Origin of the sequence: Streptomyces sp. NBC_00846 (assembly GCF_045207325.1) — a bacterium.
In the GTDB taxonomy this organism is placed as follows: domain Bacteria; phylum Actinomycetota; class Actinomycetes; order Streptomycetales; family Streptomycetaceae; genus Streptomyces.
This window is the reverse complement of sequence record NZ_CP108846.1, coordinates 1,777,674-1,793,407: the sequence shown is the minus strand read 5'-3', so window position 1 is coordinate 1,793,407 and position 15,734 is coordinate 1,777,674. Positions and strand designations below refer to the sequence as shown.

15 protein-coding genes are annotated in these 15,734 nt (G+C 67.8%); 11 read left to right on the top strand and 4 right to left on the bottom strand.

Annotation, left to right across the window (positions count from 1 at the left end; translation table 11 throughout):
* The first annotated feature begins 101 nt into the window (after positions 1-101).
* Positions 102-458 (top strand): iron-sulfur cluster assembly accessory protein, encoded by a 357-nt coding sequence (locus OG936_RS08295; protein WP_030933606.1) that lies wholly within the window; start codon positions 102-104, stop codon positions 456-458.
* A 79-nt stretch (positions 459-537) separates the two neighbouring features.
* Here OG936_RS08295 and OG936_RS08290 read toward each other — a convergent pair whose 3' ends face one another.
* Positions 538-2,016, bottom strand: a complete 1,479-nt coding sequence (locus OG936_RS08290; protein WP_406493579.1) for a hypothetical protein — start codon at positions 2,014-2,016, stop codon at positions 538-540.
* Between the two features lie 143 nt (positions 2,017-2,159).
* Positions 2,160-2,357, bottom strand: coding sequence for a hypothetical protein (locus OG936_RS08285; protein WP_266745723.1), 198 nt, complete (start codon positions 2,355-2,357; stop codon positions 2,160-2,162).
* 159 nt (positions 2,358-2,516) lie between these two features.
* Between OG936_RS08285 and OG936_RS08280 the strand changes: the two genes are divergently transcribed.
* Positions 2,517-3,491, top strand: coding sequence for a carbohydrate kinase family protein (locus OG936_RS08280; RefSeq protein ID WP_406493577.1), 975 nt, complete (start codon positions 2,517-2,519; stop codon positions 3,489-3,491).
* A gap of 12 nt (positions 3,492-3,503) precedes the next feature.
* Here the strand turns inward: OG936_RS08280 and OG936_RS08275 are convergent, their stop codons facing one another.
* Positions 3,504-4,886 carry a cysteine desulfurase/sulfurtransferase TusA family protein gene (locus OG936_RS08275; protein ID WP_406493576.1) on the bottom strand — a complete coding sequence of 461 codons (1,383 nt, stop codon included), beginning with the start codon at positions 4,884-4,886 and terminating at the stop codon, positions 3,504-3,506.
* Positions 4,887-5,156: 270 nt separating this feature from the next.
* Between OG936_RS08275 and coxB the strand changes: the two genes are divergently transcribed.
* The 4 genes from coxB to OG936_RS08255 all read left to right on the top strand — a co-directional run bounded on the left by coxB (position 5,157) and on the right by OG936_RS08255 (position 9,625).
* Positions 5,157-6,119: a cytochrome c oxidase subunit II gene (gene coxB, locus OG936_RS08270; protein WP_406493574.1), complete on the top strand. Its 963-nt coding sequence runs from the start codon at positions 5,157-5,159 to the stop codon at positions 6,117-6,119.
* A complete protein-coding gene (gene ctaD, locus OG936_RS08265) occupies positions 6,116-7,852 on the top strand; it encodes a cytochrome c oxidase subunit I (protein WP_406493572.1) in 1,737 nt (578 codons plus the stop codon). The genes coxB and ctaD overlap by 4 nt, the downstream gene beginning before the upstream one ends.
* Positions 7,849-8,247 (top strand): cytochrome c oxidase subunit 4, encoded by a 399-nt coding sequence (locus OG936_RS08260; protein WP_406493570.1) that lies wholly within the window; start codon positions 7,849-7,851, stop codon positions 8,245-8,247. The genes ctaD and OG936_RS08260 overlap by 4 nt, the downstream gene beginning before the upstream one ends.
* Before the next feature lie 118 nt (positions 8,248-8,365).
* Positions 8,366-9,625 (top strand): Ig-like domain-containing protein, encoded by a 1,260-nt coding sequence (locus OG936_RS08255; protein ID WP_406493568.1) that lies wholly within the window; start codon positions 8,366-8,368, stop codon positions 9,623-9,625.
* Positions 9,626-9,682: 57 nt separating this feature from the next.
* Here OG936_RS08255 and OG936_RS08250 read toward each other — a convergent pair whose 3' ends face one another.
* Positions 9,683-10,084, bottom strand: a complete 402-nt coding sequence (locus OG936_RS08250) for a hypothetical protein (protein WP_384459958.1) — start codon at positions 10,082-10,084, stop codon at positions 9,683-9,685.
* 187 nt (positions 10,085-10,271) lie between these two features.
* On the opposite strand from OG936_RS08250, the gene OG936_RS08245 reads away from it, so the two are divergent.
* The 5 genes from OG936_RS08245 (at position 10,272) to trpD (ending at position 15,647) form a co-directional block, all read left to right on the top strand.
* Positions 10,272-10,892, top strand: a complete 621-nt coding sequence (locus OG936_RS08245; protein ID WP_406493567.1) for a heme-copper oxidase subunit III — start codon at positions 10,272-10,274, stop codon at positions 10,890-10,892.
* Positions 10,893-10,954: 62 nt separating this feature from the next.
* Positions 10,955-11,764: a c-type cytochrome gene (locus OG936_RS08240; RefSeq protein ID WP_406493566.1), complete on the top strand. Its 810-nt coding sequence runs from the start codon at positions 10,955-10,957 to the stop codon at positions 11,762-11,764.
* Entirely contained in the window at positions 11,761-12,813 is a 1,053-nt protein-coding gene (locus OG936_RS08235; protein WP_406493565.1) for a Rieske 2Fe-2S domain-containing protein, read from the top strand. Before OG936_RS08240 ends, OG936_RS08235 begins: the two co-directional genes overlap by 4 nt.
* Positions 12,810-14,459 (top strand): cytochrome bc complex cytochrome b subunit, encoded by a 1,650-nt coding sequence (locus OG936_RS08230; RefSeq protein ID WP_406493563.1) that lies wholly within the window; start codon positions 12,810-12,812, stop codon positions 14,457-14,459. The genes OG936_RS08235 and OG936_RS08230 overlap by 4 nt, the downstream gene beginning before the upstream one ends.
* A 123-nt stretch (positions 14,460-14,582) precedes the next feature.
* Positions 14,583-15,647, top strand: a complete 1,065-nt coding sequence (gene trpD, locus OG936_RS08225) for an anthranilate phosphoribosyltransferase (RefSeq protein ID WP_406493561.1) — start codon at positions 14,583-14,585, stop codon at positions 15,645-15,647.
* Positions 15,648-15,734: the final 87 nt, after the last annotated feature.

The window sequence follows — 15,734 nt, the reverse complement described above, 5'->3', positions numbered from 1 at the left end:
AGCATGAATGGAACAGGCAAGCGCTCGGCCCGGAATGAATCCGTGGTCCCGTCGGTTGCAACGTCGGCAAGCAGTCTCCGTACAACCCGGGAGAGAAGCAGATGTCCGTATCGGACGAGACCACCACCGTGAGCGACGGCATCCTCCTGTCCGACGCCGCCGCAGCCAAGGTCAAGGGCCTGCTGGAGCAGGAAGGCCGTGACGACCTGGCGCTGCGCGTCGCCGTCCAGCCCGGCGGCTGCTCGGGCCTGCGCTACCAGCTCTTCTTCGACGAGCGTTCCCTCGACGGCGACGTCGTGAAGGACTTCGACGGCGTCAAGGTCGTCACCGACCGGATGAGCGCTCCGTACCTGGGCGGCGCCTCCATCGACTTCGTCGACACCATCGAGAAGCAGGGCTTCACGATCGACAACCCGAACGCCACGGGCTCCTGCGCCTGCGGTGACTCCTTCAGCTAAAACCTGACGGAACCGGTAGAACGAACGGTGGCGGCCCGGAATCCGGGACCGCCACCGTCGTCGTTTGCGCGGGCGCGCGTCAGGGGCGGGGCACGGTGGAGTCCGACGCCGCGTCGACCACCGTCCGGTCACCGAGCGGCGCGTCCAGCGTCACCGTCCGGGTCAGCTCCTTGGCGATCGTGATGCAGACCTTCTTGCCGGCCGGCTTCGACTCCGTCACCGTCACCCGCACCGATTTCCCGTCCTCGGTCGCGCTCGCCGCGTACGTGCTGCACACCCCGCCCCAGAACGTCACCGACAGGGTCCGCCCGTCGGCGCTGTACGACAGGACCTGCCGCGAGGGCTTCTCCGCGTCCCCGGGGGGCGGGGTCGTCGTCGACGGTGCGTCCTTCGTCAGGTACGCGGGGTCCACGGCGACCTGCGACACGGTGCCGCCCACGCCGGGCGCGGCCGGCCGCACCGAGAAGAGCCAGGACGGTACGAGCGTCCGCTTGCCCGCCACGTACTGACTCGTCAGCCCGAACACCGCCTTGTCGACCGTCACGGAGGCCGTCGTCGGCTCCGCGCCGGTCCGCGTCCCGCAGCGGACCCCAGGCGATTTCAGGCCATCCTGCAGCGGTACGGGATCGGCGCAGCCACCGATGTCCGCGCGGCCGTCCATCCGGGACGCCGACCCGTTCAGCTCCTTCAGCGCCTCGCCCGCACTGATCACCGGATAGCTGTCCCCCTTCACCAGTGCCTTCAACTGGCCGCTGCCGCCGACCACTTCACCGTCCGAGCCGATCTGGATGCCGGTCGACCAGCCATAGGTGGGAAGGCCGTCCACCTTCGGGTCGGCGTTCACCACCCGTACCGAACCCATGAGTTGGCGGGCGTCGAGCGCGGCGTCGTCCTGGCCCACCGCCTTCAGGACCGGCGTCGCGGCAGCCCTGGCGGCGCTCTCGCTCACCGGGGAGCCACTGCCGCCCGGGTCCGCATTCCGGCCCGAACAGGCCGCGATGCCCTCGCAGTTGTCCGTACCGCCGGAGCCGTACCGGGTGAAACTCCAGGTGCCGGGAGCCTGCTTGTTCACCCGCAGGACCGGGCCCGAGCCGTCCCCGTCGGACCCCACCTTCCAGGACGTGCCCTCCGCCCGCGGCGTGCCCTCCAGGCCCAGCGCCTTCGCCAGCCGGGCCACCTGCGCCGCGGAAACGGCCCCCTCCGCGCGCTGCACCGCCGCCGTACGCGGCCCCTCGGGCAGCTCGCCGGACGCACGGTAGACCGTCCGGCCGCCGTTCGGGTCGGGTTCGCCCGGCGCGATGCCCGGTGCGCTGTCCGACGAGGACCCGACGGGCGCCGCCGGGCCGTCCACGCGCCCGTCCAGGGCCAGGGGAGGAGGGGCGGGCTTCCCGCTGCCCGCCGTACTGTCGCCGCTCCTGCTGTCGCCGTCCGCCGCGGTCGCGGCCCAGTACGCGCCGCCGCCCCCGGCCAGCAGTACGGCAGCCGCCACCGAGGCCACGGCGAGCGGCGAACGCCGCCGGGGGCTCGTCACGTCGTTGTCGGGTCGCTCGGTGCTCACCGGATCCGCTCCTTCGCCTGCGTTGCCGTCACAGGCCTCACCCGGCCTGCCGTCCGTCCCACGGGTTCGGGGACAACGGTGGGACGGGGCACAGGAGTGCTCGGTTCCCTTCAGGGGGGCGCCGGAGCCGATCGGTGCCTTTCTCAGTCGCCGTACTCGGACATGGCGTCGATCAGCCGGGCGGAGGCGGCCGGCACCGTCACACCGTGGATCAGGGACGGCGCGATGCGAGCGGGGGCGGATTTCGCGGGGACCACCCAGTGCGGAGCCATCCGCGCGCAGTCACCGCGCAGCTCGGCCAGGCTGATCTCGGACTCGCGCGTAGCGCTGTGGTTCGACATAACGGCACCGTAGGCACCACGCGCCCCGGGAAGAAAGACCTACTATCGGGTAGTTTTCACCCCTTCGTGGTGCGTGCGGGGAGAGGTAGCGTGGACTGTCACGCCGCCCAGGGAACACAGCCACCCGTTCCCTCCGATCTCCGCAGGAGCAGTCTCCCCGTGCGAATCGCAGTCACCGGCTCCATCGCCACCGACCACCTCATGACCTTCCCCGGCCGTTTCGCCGACCAGCTGGTCGCGGATCAGCTGCACACGGTCTCGCTCTCCTTCCTGGTCGACAATCTCGACGTGCGCCGGGGCGGTGTCGCCGCCAATATCTGCTTCGGCATGGGCCTGCTGGGCACCAGCCCGATCCTGGTCGGTGCCGCGGGCGCCGATTTCGACGAGTATCGCGCCTGGCTCGACCGCCACGGCGTCGACACGGGCTCGGTCCGGATCTCCGAGGTCCTGCACACCGCCCGCTTCGTCTGCACGACGGACGCCGACCACAACCAGATCGGCTCCTTCTACACGGGTGCGATGAGCGAGGCCCGCCTCATCGAGCTGAAGGCCGTCGCCGACCGGGTCGGCGGCCTCGACCTCGTCTCGATCGGCGCCGACGACCCCGAGGGGATGCTCCGCCACACCGAGGAGTGCCGCACCCGGGGCATCCCGTTCGCCGCGGACTTCTCGCAGCAGATCGCCCGGATGGACGGCGACGAGATCCGGATCCTCCTCGACGGCGCCATGTACCTCTTCTCCAACGAGTACGAGAAGGGGCTCATCGAGTCCAAGACCGGCTGGACCGACGAGGACATCCTGGCCAAGGTCGGCCACCGGGTGACCACGCTCGGCGCCCGCGGTGTCCGGATCGAGCGGGCCGGCCAGGAGCCGATCGAGGTCGGCTGCCCGGAGGAGGAGATCAAGGCCGACCCGACCGGCGTCGGCGACGCCTTCCGCGCCGGTTTCCTCTCCGGTCTCGCCTGGGGCGTCGGCCTGGAGCGCGCCGCCCAGGTCGGCTGCATGCTCGCCACGCTGGTCATCGAGACCGTCGGCACCCAGGAGTACACCCTGCGGCGCACCCACTTCATGGACCGCTTCACCAAGGCGTACGGTCACGATGCCGCCGCCGAGGTCCGCGCGCACCTGAGCTGATCCCGCGGCATCTCAGGTCAGCCGGCGGACCACATAGGCAGAGCCGCGGTCCGCCGGCTCCTCACCCACGTACTCCTGCTCACGCATAGCGCACCAGGCCGGAATGTCCAGCCGGGCCGCCTCGTCGTCGGAGAGCACGGTCACCGTCCCGCCCGGCGGTACCTCCCCGATCACCTTCGCGAGCTCGATCACCGGGATCGGGCACCGCTTCCCGAGGGCATCGACCACCAGGGACGCGGCCGCGACGGGCGAGGGCGGTGCCGGTACGGGCGCACCTAGCCTCTCCCGTACCTCCGCCACCACCCGGGGCAGCACGTCCAGGAAGCGGTCGACGTCCTCGTCCGCCGTGCCGGCCGGCAGCGACACCCGTACGTTCCCCTCCGACAGCACTCCCATCGCCTTGAGCACATGGCTCGGAATCAGCGTGCTGCTGGTGCAGGAGGAACCGGACGAGACGGAGAATTCCGCCCGGTCCAGCTCATGGAGCAGTGTCTCCCCATCGACATAGAGACAGGAGAAGGTCACCAGATGCGGCAGCCGCCGCACCGGATCGCCGACCACCTCCACATCCGGCACCAGCTCGGGCACCCGGGCCCTGATGCGGTCCACCAGGGCCCGCAGCCGAACGGACTCGGCCGCCGCCTGTGCCCGCACCGCCCGCAGCGATGCCGCCGCGGCCACGATCGCCGGAAGGTTCTCGAACCCCGCGGCCCGCCCCGACTCCCGGTCGTCGGCCGGTCCTTGAACCGCGAACCGCACCCCCTTGCGTACCGCCAGCAGCCCGACCCCCGAGGGCCCGCCCCACTTGTGCGCGCTGGCCGCCAGCAGCGACCAGCCGTCCGGCACCGGCCCCCAGCCCAGCGACTGCGCGGCATCCACCAGGAGCGGCACCCCCGCCGCCCGGCAGACCTCCGCCACCTCCGCCACCGGCTGCTCGGTGCCGACCTCGTGATTGGCGGACTGCAGACAAGCCAGCGCGGTGTCCTCGCGCAGCGCGTCCGCGTACCCCGCCGCGCTCACCGCCCCCGACCGGTCCACCGCGACCTTTGAGACCGATCCGCCCTGCGCCTCATGGGCGGCCGCCGCATGGAGTACCGACGAGTGCTCGACCGCGGAGACGGCCAGGTGGCGGCCGACACGCCGACGCCCCGCGAGAGCTCCGGAAACTCCGGAGTGCACCGCCCATGTCCCCGAAGGAGTGAATGTGAGCTCGTCCGGACGGCACCCGACGGCCTCCGCGGCGGCCTCCCGGGCCGCGTCCAGCAAGAGGCGGGCCCGCCGCCCCTCGCGGTAGAGCCTGGCCGGGTCGGCCCACCCCTCGTCCAGCGCGGCAAGCAGCGCCTGACGGGCGACGGGGTGCAGGGGAGTGGAGGAAGCGGCGTCGAAGTAGGGCACACAGCCACGCTAGCCCGCTTGGGGCCCGGGCCCGTGGACGGACCGCCCGCACAGGCAGGATAGGGGGCGTCAGATGGCGGCCGGAGGTCCGTATTCCACCCCTTCGGGGAGTCGGACGGCGCGTTGGGCACCCTCCCCGCGCGGCCCCAAATGGCGTCCAGTAGGGTTTGGTCCGCATAAACATCCAAACCCCTGCCCGCGTCAGGGCGGCGACCGACCAGAGACACGGCCGCGCCGACCGCGCGGGCGAGACTCTCGGGAAGGCGCTACGTGAGTCCCAACGGCTCCGACCGCTCGTCGCGGCGCCCGATGCGGCGGAAGCTGCCGCAGGTGCTGACTGCGGGCCTGATCCTTGCGACCGCAACCGGTTGCACATATAAGGACTTCCCCCGCCTTGGTATGCCTACGCCGGTAACGGAAGAGGCACCACGGATCCTTTCCCTCTGGCAGGGCTCGTGGGCGGCAGCGCTCGCCACGGGCGTGCTGGTCTGGGGCCTGATCCTGTGGATCGTCATCTTCCACCGGCGCAGCCGCACCAAGGTCCAGGTTCCTCCGCAGACCAGGTACAACATGCCCATCGAGGCGCTGTACACCGTGGTCCCTCTGATCATCGTCTCGGTGTTGTTCTACTTCACCGCGCGCGATGAATCGAAGCTCCTCTCGCTCTCCCCGAAGCCCACCCACACCATCAATGTGGTCGGCTACCAGTGGAGCTGGGGGTTCAACTACATCGAGAACGTGGACGGCAACATCGCCACGGGCAACAAGATCCCCAAGGAACTGGACGCCATCCCGGACAGGTTCCAGAAGGACTTCCCCAAGGGGGCGGAGGGCGTCTACGACTTCGGCATTCCGGGAACCCGGAACCCGCAGAACGGCAACCCGGGTCCGACCCTGTGGCTGCCGAAGGGCGAGAAGGTCCGCTTCGTTCTGACTTCCCGTGACGTCATCCACTCCTTCTGGGTGGTGCCGTTCCTCATGAAGCAGGACGTCATTCCGGGCCATACCAACGCCTTCGAGGTGACTCCCAACCAGGAGGGCACCTTCATGGGCAAGTGCGCCGAGCTCTGCGGCGTCGACCACTCCCGGATGCTCTTCAACGTCAAGGTCGTCTCCCCGGAGCGCTACCAGGCGCACCTCAAGGAGCTGGCGAAGAAGGGCCAGACGGGCTACGTGCCGGCCGGCATCGCGCAGACTGACCCGGCCAGGAATGCGGAGACGAACAAACTGTGAGCATCCTCAACGAACCTCAGGGTGCCGCGGCAGCAGACGACTCGTACGAGGACGAGCTGCCGGTCCGGCGCAAGCAGCCGGGAAACGTCGTCATCAAGTGGCTGACCACCACTGACCACAAGACGATCGGCACGATGTACCTGGTCACATCGTTCGCGTTCTTCTGCATCGGCGGTCTGATGGCGCTCATCATGCGCGCCGAACTGGCCCGTCCCGGCACGCAGATCATGTCGAACGAGCAGTTCAACCAGGCGTTCACGATGCACGGCACGATCATGCTGCTGATGTTCGCGACGCCGCTGTTCGCCGGATTCGCGAACTGGATCATGCCGCTGCAGATCGGTGCGCCCGATGTGGCGTTCCCGCGGCTGAACATGTTCGCGTACTGGCTGTACCTCTTCGGCTCGCTCATCGCGGTGGCCGGCTTCCTCACCCCGCAGGGTGCGGCCGACTTCGGCTGGTTCGCCTACTCCCCGCTCTCGGACACGGTCCGTTCGCCGGGTATCGGCGCCGACATGTGGATCATGGGTCTGGTCCTCTCCGGCTTCGGCACGATCCTCGGTTCGGTCAACTTCATCACCACGATCATCTGCATGCGCGCCCCCGGCATGACGATGTTCCGCATGCCGATCTTCGTCTGGAACGTCCTGCTGACCGGTGTGCTGGTCCTGCTGGCCTTCCCGGTCCTCGCCGCCGCACTCTTCGCGCTGGAGGTGGACCGTAAATTCGGTGCGCATGTATTCGACGCGGCCAATGGCGGCGCATTGCTCTGGCAACACCTCTTCTGGTTCTTCGGCCATCCAGAGGTGTACATCATTGCTTTGCCGTTCTTCGGAATCGTCAGTGAGATCATCCCGGTCTTCAGTCGCAAGCCGATGTTCGGCTACATCGGTCTGATCAGCGCGACGATCGCCATCGCAGGCCTCTCCGTGACCGTGTGGGCGCACCACATGTACGTCACCGGCGGTGTGCTGTTGCCGTTCTTCTCGTTCATGACCTTCCTCATCGCGGTACCGACCGGTGTGAAGTTCTTCAACTGGATCGGCACGATGTGGAAGGGGTCGTTGTCCTTCGAGACACCGATGCTCTGGGCCGTCGGCTTCCTGATCACCTTTGCGTTCGGTGGTCTGACCGGTGTGATCCTGGCGTCGCCCCCGCTGGACTTCCATGTCTCGGACTCGTACTTCGTCGTCGCGCACTTCCACTACGTCGTCTTCGGCACCGTGGTCTTCGCGATGTTCGCGGGATTCCACTTCTGGTGGCCGAAGTTCACGGGCAAGATGCTGGACGAGCGGCTCGGCAAGATCACGTTCTGGACGCTGTTCGTGGGCTTCCACGGCACGTTCCTGGTGCAGCACTGGCTCGGTGCCGAGGGCATGCCGCGTCGTTACGCGGACTACCTCGACGCCGACGGCTTCACCGCACTGAACACGATCTCGACGATCTCCTCGTTCCTGCTCGGCCTGTCGATGCTGCCGTTCTTCTACAACGTGTGGAAGACCGCCAAGTACGGCAAGAAGATCGAAGTCGACGACCCGTGGGGCTACGGCCGTTCGCTGGAGTGGGCGACGTCCTGCCCGCCGCCGCGGCATAACTTCCTCACCCTGCCGCGGATCCGTTCCGAATCCCCGGCGTTCGACCTGCATCACCCGGAGATCGCGGCGCTCGAGCTGCTGGAGCCTCACCCCGAGGCTGACAAGGCCCTCGCTGGTGGCAAGGAGGCCGGCAAGTGAAGATCCAGGGCAAGATGTTCCTCTGGCTGAGCGTCTTCCTCCTCGCCGTCGCCATCACGTACGGCGTGTGGTCGAAGGAGCCGGCCGGTACCACCGCGCTCGTCCTGGCCTTCGGCCTGAGCGTCATGATCGGCTTCTACCTGGCCTTCACGGCGCAGCGGGTCGACGCCATGGCTCAGGACAACAAGGAAGCCGACGTCGCGGACGAGGCCGGCGAGGTGGGGTTCTTCTCCCCGCACAGCTGGCAGCCGCTCTCACTGGCCCTCGGCAGCGCCCTCGCCTTCCTGGGCATCGTCTTCGGCTGGTGGCTGTTCTACTACGCGATCCCGATGCTCCTGATCGGCCTGTTCGGCTGGGTCTTCGAGTACTACCGCGGTGAGAACCGCACCCAGTGACCTCGCGTCACCGCTCCACCTGACGGGGGGCCCGTACTTCTCCACCAAAAGAAGTACGGGCCCCCCGTTTGCAGTCACATCGCGCGCTTATAAGGATGAACTTCCTTAGCGTGTGTTCATGAGCCACACACCGCGCTTCCGCCCCGTAGTCAGCAGCACCCTGCTGGTCATGACCCTGGTCGCAGGTGTGACCGCCTGTGGGGGGTCCGACGGCCACCCGCTCGCGGCGAAACCGTACGACGCGACGGACGAGATCTCCGCCAACGTTCCCGCGGGGGACGAGAAGGCAGACCCCGACAAGCCGCTCGAACTCAACGTCGAGGACGACGACGGCCGGATCACGGACGTGACGGCCACGGACACGACCGGACGCCACCTGGCGGGCGAACTGGACGCCGACGGGAGGCGCTGGCACTCCACGTCCCCGCTCGCCGCCGGCACCCGCTACACCGTCCAGGTCAGCATGGAGGACGGCGACGGCGCCCCGGGCGGCCGTACGCTCTCGTTCGAGACCGCCTCCGTCCGGGCCAGGAAGCTCCTGAAGGTCGAGTTCGGCCCTCAGGCGGGCACCTACGGCGTAGGACAACCCATCACGGCGCAACTCAGCGCTCCGGTCAAGGACAAGGCGTCCAGGGCCACCGTGGAGCGCGCCCTGGCCGTCCGCTCCAAGCCCGCCGTGACCGGTTCCTGGTACTGGGTCGACGACAAGACGCTGCACTACCGCCCCAAGGACTACTGGCCCGCCGGAGCCACCATCCAGGTCACCAGCGGCCTGGAAGGCATCAAGGTCAGCGACAACCTGTACGGAGCACCCGCGAAGGCGCTGAAGCTCACCACGGGCGACCGCATCGAGGCCATCACCAACGCCGCGGCGCACACGATGACGGTCAAGCGCAACGGGAAAGTGATCAACACCATTCCGGTGACCACCGGCAAGCCCGGCTTCGCCACCAGAAACGGCGTCAAGGTCGTGCTGAGCAAGGAGTACTCCGTACGCATGCGCGGTGAGACGATCGGCATCTCGCAGGACTCGTCCGACGGGTACGACCTGATGGTCTACTACGCGACCCGGGTCACCTGGAGCGGCGAGTACGTGCACGCGGCCCCCTGGTCCACCGGATCGCAGGGGTACGCGAACGTCAGCCACGGCTGCACGGGCATGAGCACCAGCCTGGCCGAGTGGTTCTTCAACACCGTGCACACGGGCGACATCGTCCAGGTCGTCGGCAGCCAGGGCGAGACGATGACGCCGTTCGACAACGGCTTCGGCGACTGGAACCTGTCCTGGGCGAAATGGCAGAAGGGCAGCGCCCTGCAGAAGGACGCGCCGGACCGCACGGAGACGATCCAGGCGGCGCGACTGCGCCCCGAAGTCTGACAGGCCCGGGGAGTGCGCTGCCCCTCGGCGCAACCGCGGACAGGGCCGCGGCGCGCGTCAGGCGTCCACGCAGTCCCTGCTGCGCAGCAGGGCGGCCAGGGCGTCGGCGAACTCGACCGGTTCGACCGGAAGGGTCACCGCGGCGTCCGCGCGGCTCCAGGTGGCCAGCCAGGCGTCCTGGGGGCGTCCCATGAGCAGCAGTACCGGCGGGCAGTGGAAGATCTCGTCCTTGATCTGACGGCAGACGCCCATGCCGCCCGCCGGGGCCGTCTCGCCGTCCAGGACGCAGACATCGATGCCGCCGTTGTCCAGCGCTTCCAGGACGGCGGGCAGTGTGGCGCACTCCAGGAACTCCACCGGTGGCACATCGGCCGCGGGCCTGCGCCCGGCTGCCAGCCTCACCTGCTCACGGGTGTTGGCGTCGTCGCTGTAGACCAGGACCGTGGCGGTCGGCTGCATTGTTCCTCCGTGACGTCTGTGTCTTCGGGGCTTGCCGGGCATGAACCGATGCGCGGATCGTACTCCGCCGGATGGGCTGTCAGCACCGCCCGGGACAGCGGATTCATGGGCCGTTCGGGGAGGGCACACCCTGTTGACACACCGAACAGCACCCCCCGGGGTGAGGGCGGGATAAGGGACCGACATAATGTCGAGCGTGGCGACAGCAACGACAGTAGAAACCGGGCACGCGCACCCGTCGGTCAATCGACCGAACCTCACCAGCGTCGGAACCATCATCTGGTTGAGTTCCGAGCTGATGTTCTTCGCGGCCCTCTTTGCGATGTACTTCACCCTGCGATCGGTGATGGGACCAGAGCACTGGAAGGAAATGGCTTCGGCCCTGAACTTCCCGTTCTCTGCGACGAACACCACGATCCTGGTGCTCTCCTCACTCACCTGCCAGCTCGGCGTCTTCGCCGCGGAGCGGGGCGATGTGAAGAAGCTCCGTACTTGGTTCGTGATCACTTTCGTGATGGGTGCGATCTTCATCGGAGGCCAGATCTTCGAGTACACCGAGCTGGTGAAGGTGAAGGGGCTCTCCCTGTCCTCCGACCCGTACGGCTCGGTGTTCTACCTGACGACCGGCTTCCACGGGCTGCACGTGACAGGCGGTCTCATCGCCTTCCTGCTCGTTCTGGGCAGGACATACGCAGCCAAGAGGTTCACCCACGAACAGGCCACCGCTGCCATCGTCGTGTCCTATTACTGGCACTTCGTCGATGTCGTGTGGATCGGCCTCTTCGCCACGATCTACATGATCAAGTAACCGGGCTCGAACCCGAACCACATCCAGCATCGACGCAGAAGATCCTGACACCGGGGTAATCCGTGAAAAAGCTCTCCGCACGACGACGCCATCCGTTGGCGGCGGTCGTCGTACTACTCCTCGCGCTTGCGGCTACTGGGGGGCTGTACGCCGCGTTTGCGCCCGCGAGTAAGGCGCAGGCCGACGAAACCGCCCAGTCCCTCGCCATCGACGAGGGCAAGAAGCTGTACTCCGTCGGTTGCGCCAGCTGCCACGGAATCGGCGGTCGGGGCACCACCGACGGGCCGAGCCTGGTGGGCGTGGGCTCTGCCGCCGTGGACTTCCAGGTCGGCACGGGCCGCATGCCGGCGCAGCAGCCGGGTGCCCAGGTACCGAAGAAGAAGGTCATCTACAGCCAGGCCGAGATCGACCAGCTCGCGGCGTACGTCGCGTCGCTCGGCGCCGGTCCGATCGTTCCGACCAAGAGCCAGGTCAACCCTGCCGGCGCGGACATCGCCAAGGGCGGCGAACTGTTCCGTAACAACTGCGCGCAATGCCACAACTTCACCGGTCAGGGTGGTGCGCTGACGAACGGCAAGTACGCGCCCAGCCTCGAAGGCGTGGACCCGAAGCACATGTACGAGGCCATGCAGACCGGCCCGCAGAGCATGCCGTCCTTCCCGGACACGACGATGCCCGAGCAGCAGAAGCGGGACATCATCGCGTACGTCCAGACCGTGAACAGCGGCCAGACCGAGAACCCGGGCGGCCTTTCGCTGGGCGGTCTGGGACCGGTCAGCGAGGGCCTGTTCGCCTGGATCTTCGGGCTCGGCGCCCTGATCGCACTTGCCATTTGGGTCGCGGCCCACACCGCTAAGGCCAAGAAGTCATGAGTAGCCAAGAGATTCCAGACGAGAACCTGCCCGCTGAGCAGGACCACGCGTACGGCGCGGTAAAGGTCGCGGACGACCCGTTCGCCGACCCGGGGCTGCCGGCCCACAAGCCGCGCATCCAGGACATCGACGAACGTGCCGCGAAGCGCTCCGAGCGCACCGTCGCGCTCATGTTCACGGTGTCCATGCTGGCGACGGTCGGCTTCATCGCCTCCTACGTCATCTTCCCGGTCGACAAGATCGTGTACATCTGGCCCTTCGGCCATGTGAGCGCGCTCAACTTCTCCCTGGGTCTGACCCTGGGCGTGGCCCTCTTCGCGATCGGCGCAGGTGCCGTCCACTGGGCGCGCACCCTGATGTCCGACGTGGAGGTCGCCGACGACCGGCACGCCATCGAGGCCGAGCCCGAGGTCAAGGCGAAGGTTCTCGCCGACTTCGCGGCAGGTGCCCAGGAGTCGGCGCTCGGTCGGCGCAAGCTGATCCGTAACACCATGTTCGGCGCGCTGGCCCTGGTGCCGCTCTCCGGTGTGGTGCTGCTGCGCGACCTCGGTCCGCTGCCGGAGAAGAAGCTCCGCAGCACCCTGTGGGCCAAGGGCAAGCAGCTCATCAACATGAACACGATGCTGCCGCTGCGTCCCGAGGACGTCGCCCAGGGTTCGCTGACCTTCGCCATGCCCGAGGGGCTGACGGAGGACGCGGAGGACTTCCAGAACCAGATCGCCAAGGCCGCGCTGATGATCATTCGCATCGAGCCGAAGGACATCAAGGACAAGCGCGAGCGCGAGTGGGCCCACGAGGGCATCGTGGCCTTCTCCAAGATCTGCACTCACGTCGGCTGCCCGATCAGCCTGTACGAGCAGCAGACGCACCACGTGCTCTGCCCGTGCCACCAGTCCACCTTCGACCTGTCCGACGGCGCCCGCGTCATCTTCGGTCCGGCCGGTCACGCCCTTCCGCAGCTGCGGATCGGTGTGAACAGCGAGGGCAACCTCGAGGCGCTCGGTGACTTCGATGAGCCCGTCGGTCCTGCATTCTGGGAGCGCGGATGAGTACTGCGACCACTAACACACCCGGTGCTGCCGCACCGGGCAATCGCAAGGCGCCCGCCGGCGAGCGGGTGGCCGACTGGGCGGACGGCCGGCTCGGGATCTACTCCCTGGCCAAGGCCAACATGCGCAAGATCTTCCCGGACCACTGGTCCTTCATGCTCGGTGAGATCGCCCTCTACAGCTTCATCATCATCATCCTCACGGGTGTGTATCTGACGCTGTTCTTCCACCCGAGCATGAACGAGGTCGTGTACCACGGCTCGTACGAGCCGATGCAGGGCATCAAGATGTCCGAGGCCTACGCCTCGACACTGGACATCAGCTTCGACGTCCGTGGTGGTCTGCTGGTTCGCCAGATCCACCACTGGGCCGCGCTGATCTTCCTGGCCGGCATGTTCGTGCACATGATGCGCGTCTTCTTCACGGGTGCGTTCCGCAAGCCGCGTGAGATCAACTGGCTGTTCGGCTTCCTGCTGTTCGTGCTGGGTATGTTCACCGGCTTCACCGGCTACTCGCTCCCGGACGACCTGTTGTCCGGTACGGGTGTCCGCTTCACCCAGGGCGCGATCCTGTCGATGCCGGTCGTCGGCACGTACATCTCGATGTTCCTGTTCGGCGGCGAGTTCCCCGGCCACGACTTCGTCGCCCGGTTCTACTCGATCCACATCCTGCTGCTGCCGGGCATCATGCTCGGCCTGCTGGTGGCGCACCTGATCCTGGTCTTCTACCACAAGCACACGCAGTTCGCGGGTCCCGGCCGCACCAACAAGAACGTGGTCGGCATGCCGCTGCTGCCGGTGTACATGGCGAAGGCCGGTGGGTTCTTCTTCCTGGTCTTCGGCATCATCACCGTCATCGCGGCCATTGCCTCGATCAACCCGATCTGGGCCATCGGCCCGTACCGCCCGGACCAGGTGTCCACCGGCGCCCAGCCCGACTGGTACATGGGCTTCGCCGAGGGTCTGATCCGAGTGATGCCCGGCTGGGAGATCAACTTCTGGGGTCACACGCTCGCCCTGGGTGTGTTCATCCCGCTGATGGTCTTCGGGCTGGTACTCGCGATCATCGCGGTCTACCCGTTCATCGAGTCCTGGATCACCGGGGACAAGCGCGAGCACCACATCCTGGACCGCCCGCGCAACGCCCCGACCCGGACGGCCTTCGGCGTCGCCTGGATCACCGTGTACGTCATCGTCTTCATCGGCGGTGGCAACGACCTGTGGGCCACGCACTTCCACCTGTCGCTGAACGCCATCTCCTGGTTCATCCGGATCTTCATCTTCGTGGGACCGGTCCTCGCGTTCATCGCCACCCGGCGGATCTGCCTCGGCCTCCAGCGCCGTGACAAGGAGAAGGTGCTGCACGGGCGCGAGTCCGGCATGATCAAGCGCCTGCCGCACGGTGAGTTCGTCGAGATCCACGAGCCGCTCGGCCCCGAGCAGCTGCACACGCTCACCGCGCACGAGCAGTACAAGCCGGTCGAGATCGGCCCGACGGTCGACGAGAACGGTGTCGAGCGCAAGGTGTCCGTCCTGCAGAAGCTGCGTGCCAAGCTCAGCAAGGGTTACTTCGGCGAGGACAACCAGATCGCCAAGCCCACCGTCGAGGAGTACAAGGAGATCACCAGCGGCCACGGTCACCACTGATCGCCTGAACTGATCGCCACAGCAGGAGCCCCGTCCATCCGATGGACGGGGCTCTTCGCTGTCCCCGGCCCTCGATAGGGTGGGGGTATCCCTTTTATCGGCTGTGGACCCCAGGAGCGGACCATGAACGTTGTGACCCCGGTCGGCGGCGACAGCGTGGCGGACCGTTCCTGGCCCGGCCTGCTGAACCCGCTGCTGCGTGGCGAGGACCTGACCGCGGACGACACCGCGTGGGCGATGGACCGCATCATGAGCGGTGAGGCGAGCGACGTGCAGATCGCCGGTTTCGCGGTGGCCCTGCGCGCCAAGGGCGAGACGGTCGGCGAGGTGTCCGGCCTGGTGCGCGCGATGTACGAGCACGCCCACACCATCCACGTACCCGGTCGTACGGTCGACATCGTCGGCACCGGCGGCGACCTCGCCAAGACGGTCAACATCTCCACGATGTCGGCGATCGTCATCGCGGGCACCGGCGCCAAGGTCGTCAAGCACGGCAACCGCGCCTCCTCGTCGGCGAGCGGTTCCTCCGACGTGCTGGAGAAGCTCGGCGTCAACCTGGAGCTCAACGCGCAGCGGGTCGTCGAGGTTGCCGAGGAAGCGGGCATCACCCTCTGCTTCGCGGTGAAGTTCCACCCCGCTCTGCGGTACGTGGCCAGGGCCCGCAAGGAACTCGGTGCCCCGACGACGTTCAACATCCTGGGGCCGCTCACCAACCCGGCGAAGGTGCGCTCGCAGGCCATCGGCGTCGCCGACCTGCGGATGGCGCCCATCGTCGCCGGTGTCCTCGCCGAGCGCGGCAATTCGGCGCTGGTCTTCCGCGGTGACGACGGCCTGGACGAGCTGACGACGACCGCGACGTCACGCGTCTGGGTGGTCCGGGACGGATCGGTGCGCGAGGAGGCGTTCGACCCGCGCGACGTCGGTCTGGAACTGGTGCCGCCACAGGCGCTGCGCGGTGGCGACCCCTCGTACAACGCGGACGTGGCCCGCCGGGTGCTGGCGGGCGAGCACGGGCCGGCGCGGGATGCCGTGCTGCTCAACTCCGCGGCGGCGCTGGCGGCCCTGGACCCGACGGACGGCACGCTCAACGAGCAGATCGCCGCCGGGATCGAGAAGGCCGCCGAGGCCATCGACTCGGGAGCGGCCCGGCAGGCACTGGAGCGCTGGGTGGCGGTCAGCAACGCCTGAGGGGCTGTCGGACGACCTCCGGTCGCCCGACAGCCCCTGAACGGACGGAAGGTGACGCAAGGCGCGGTCCGGATCCTGGTCCGCGCC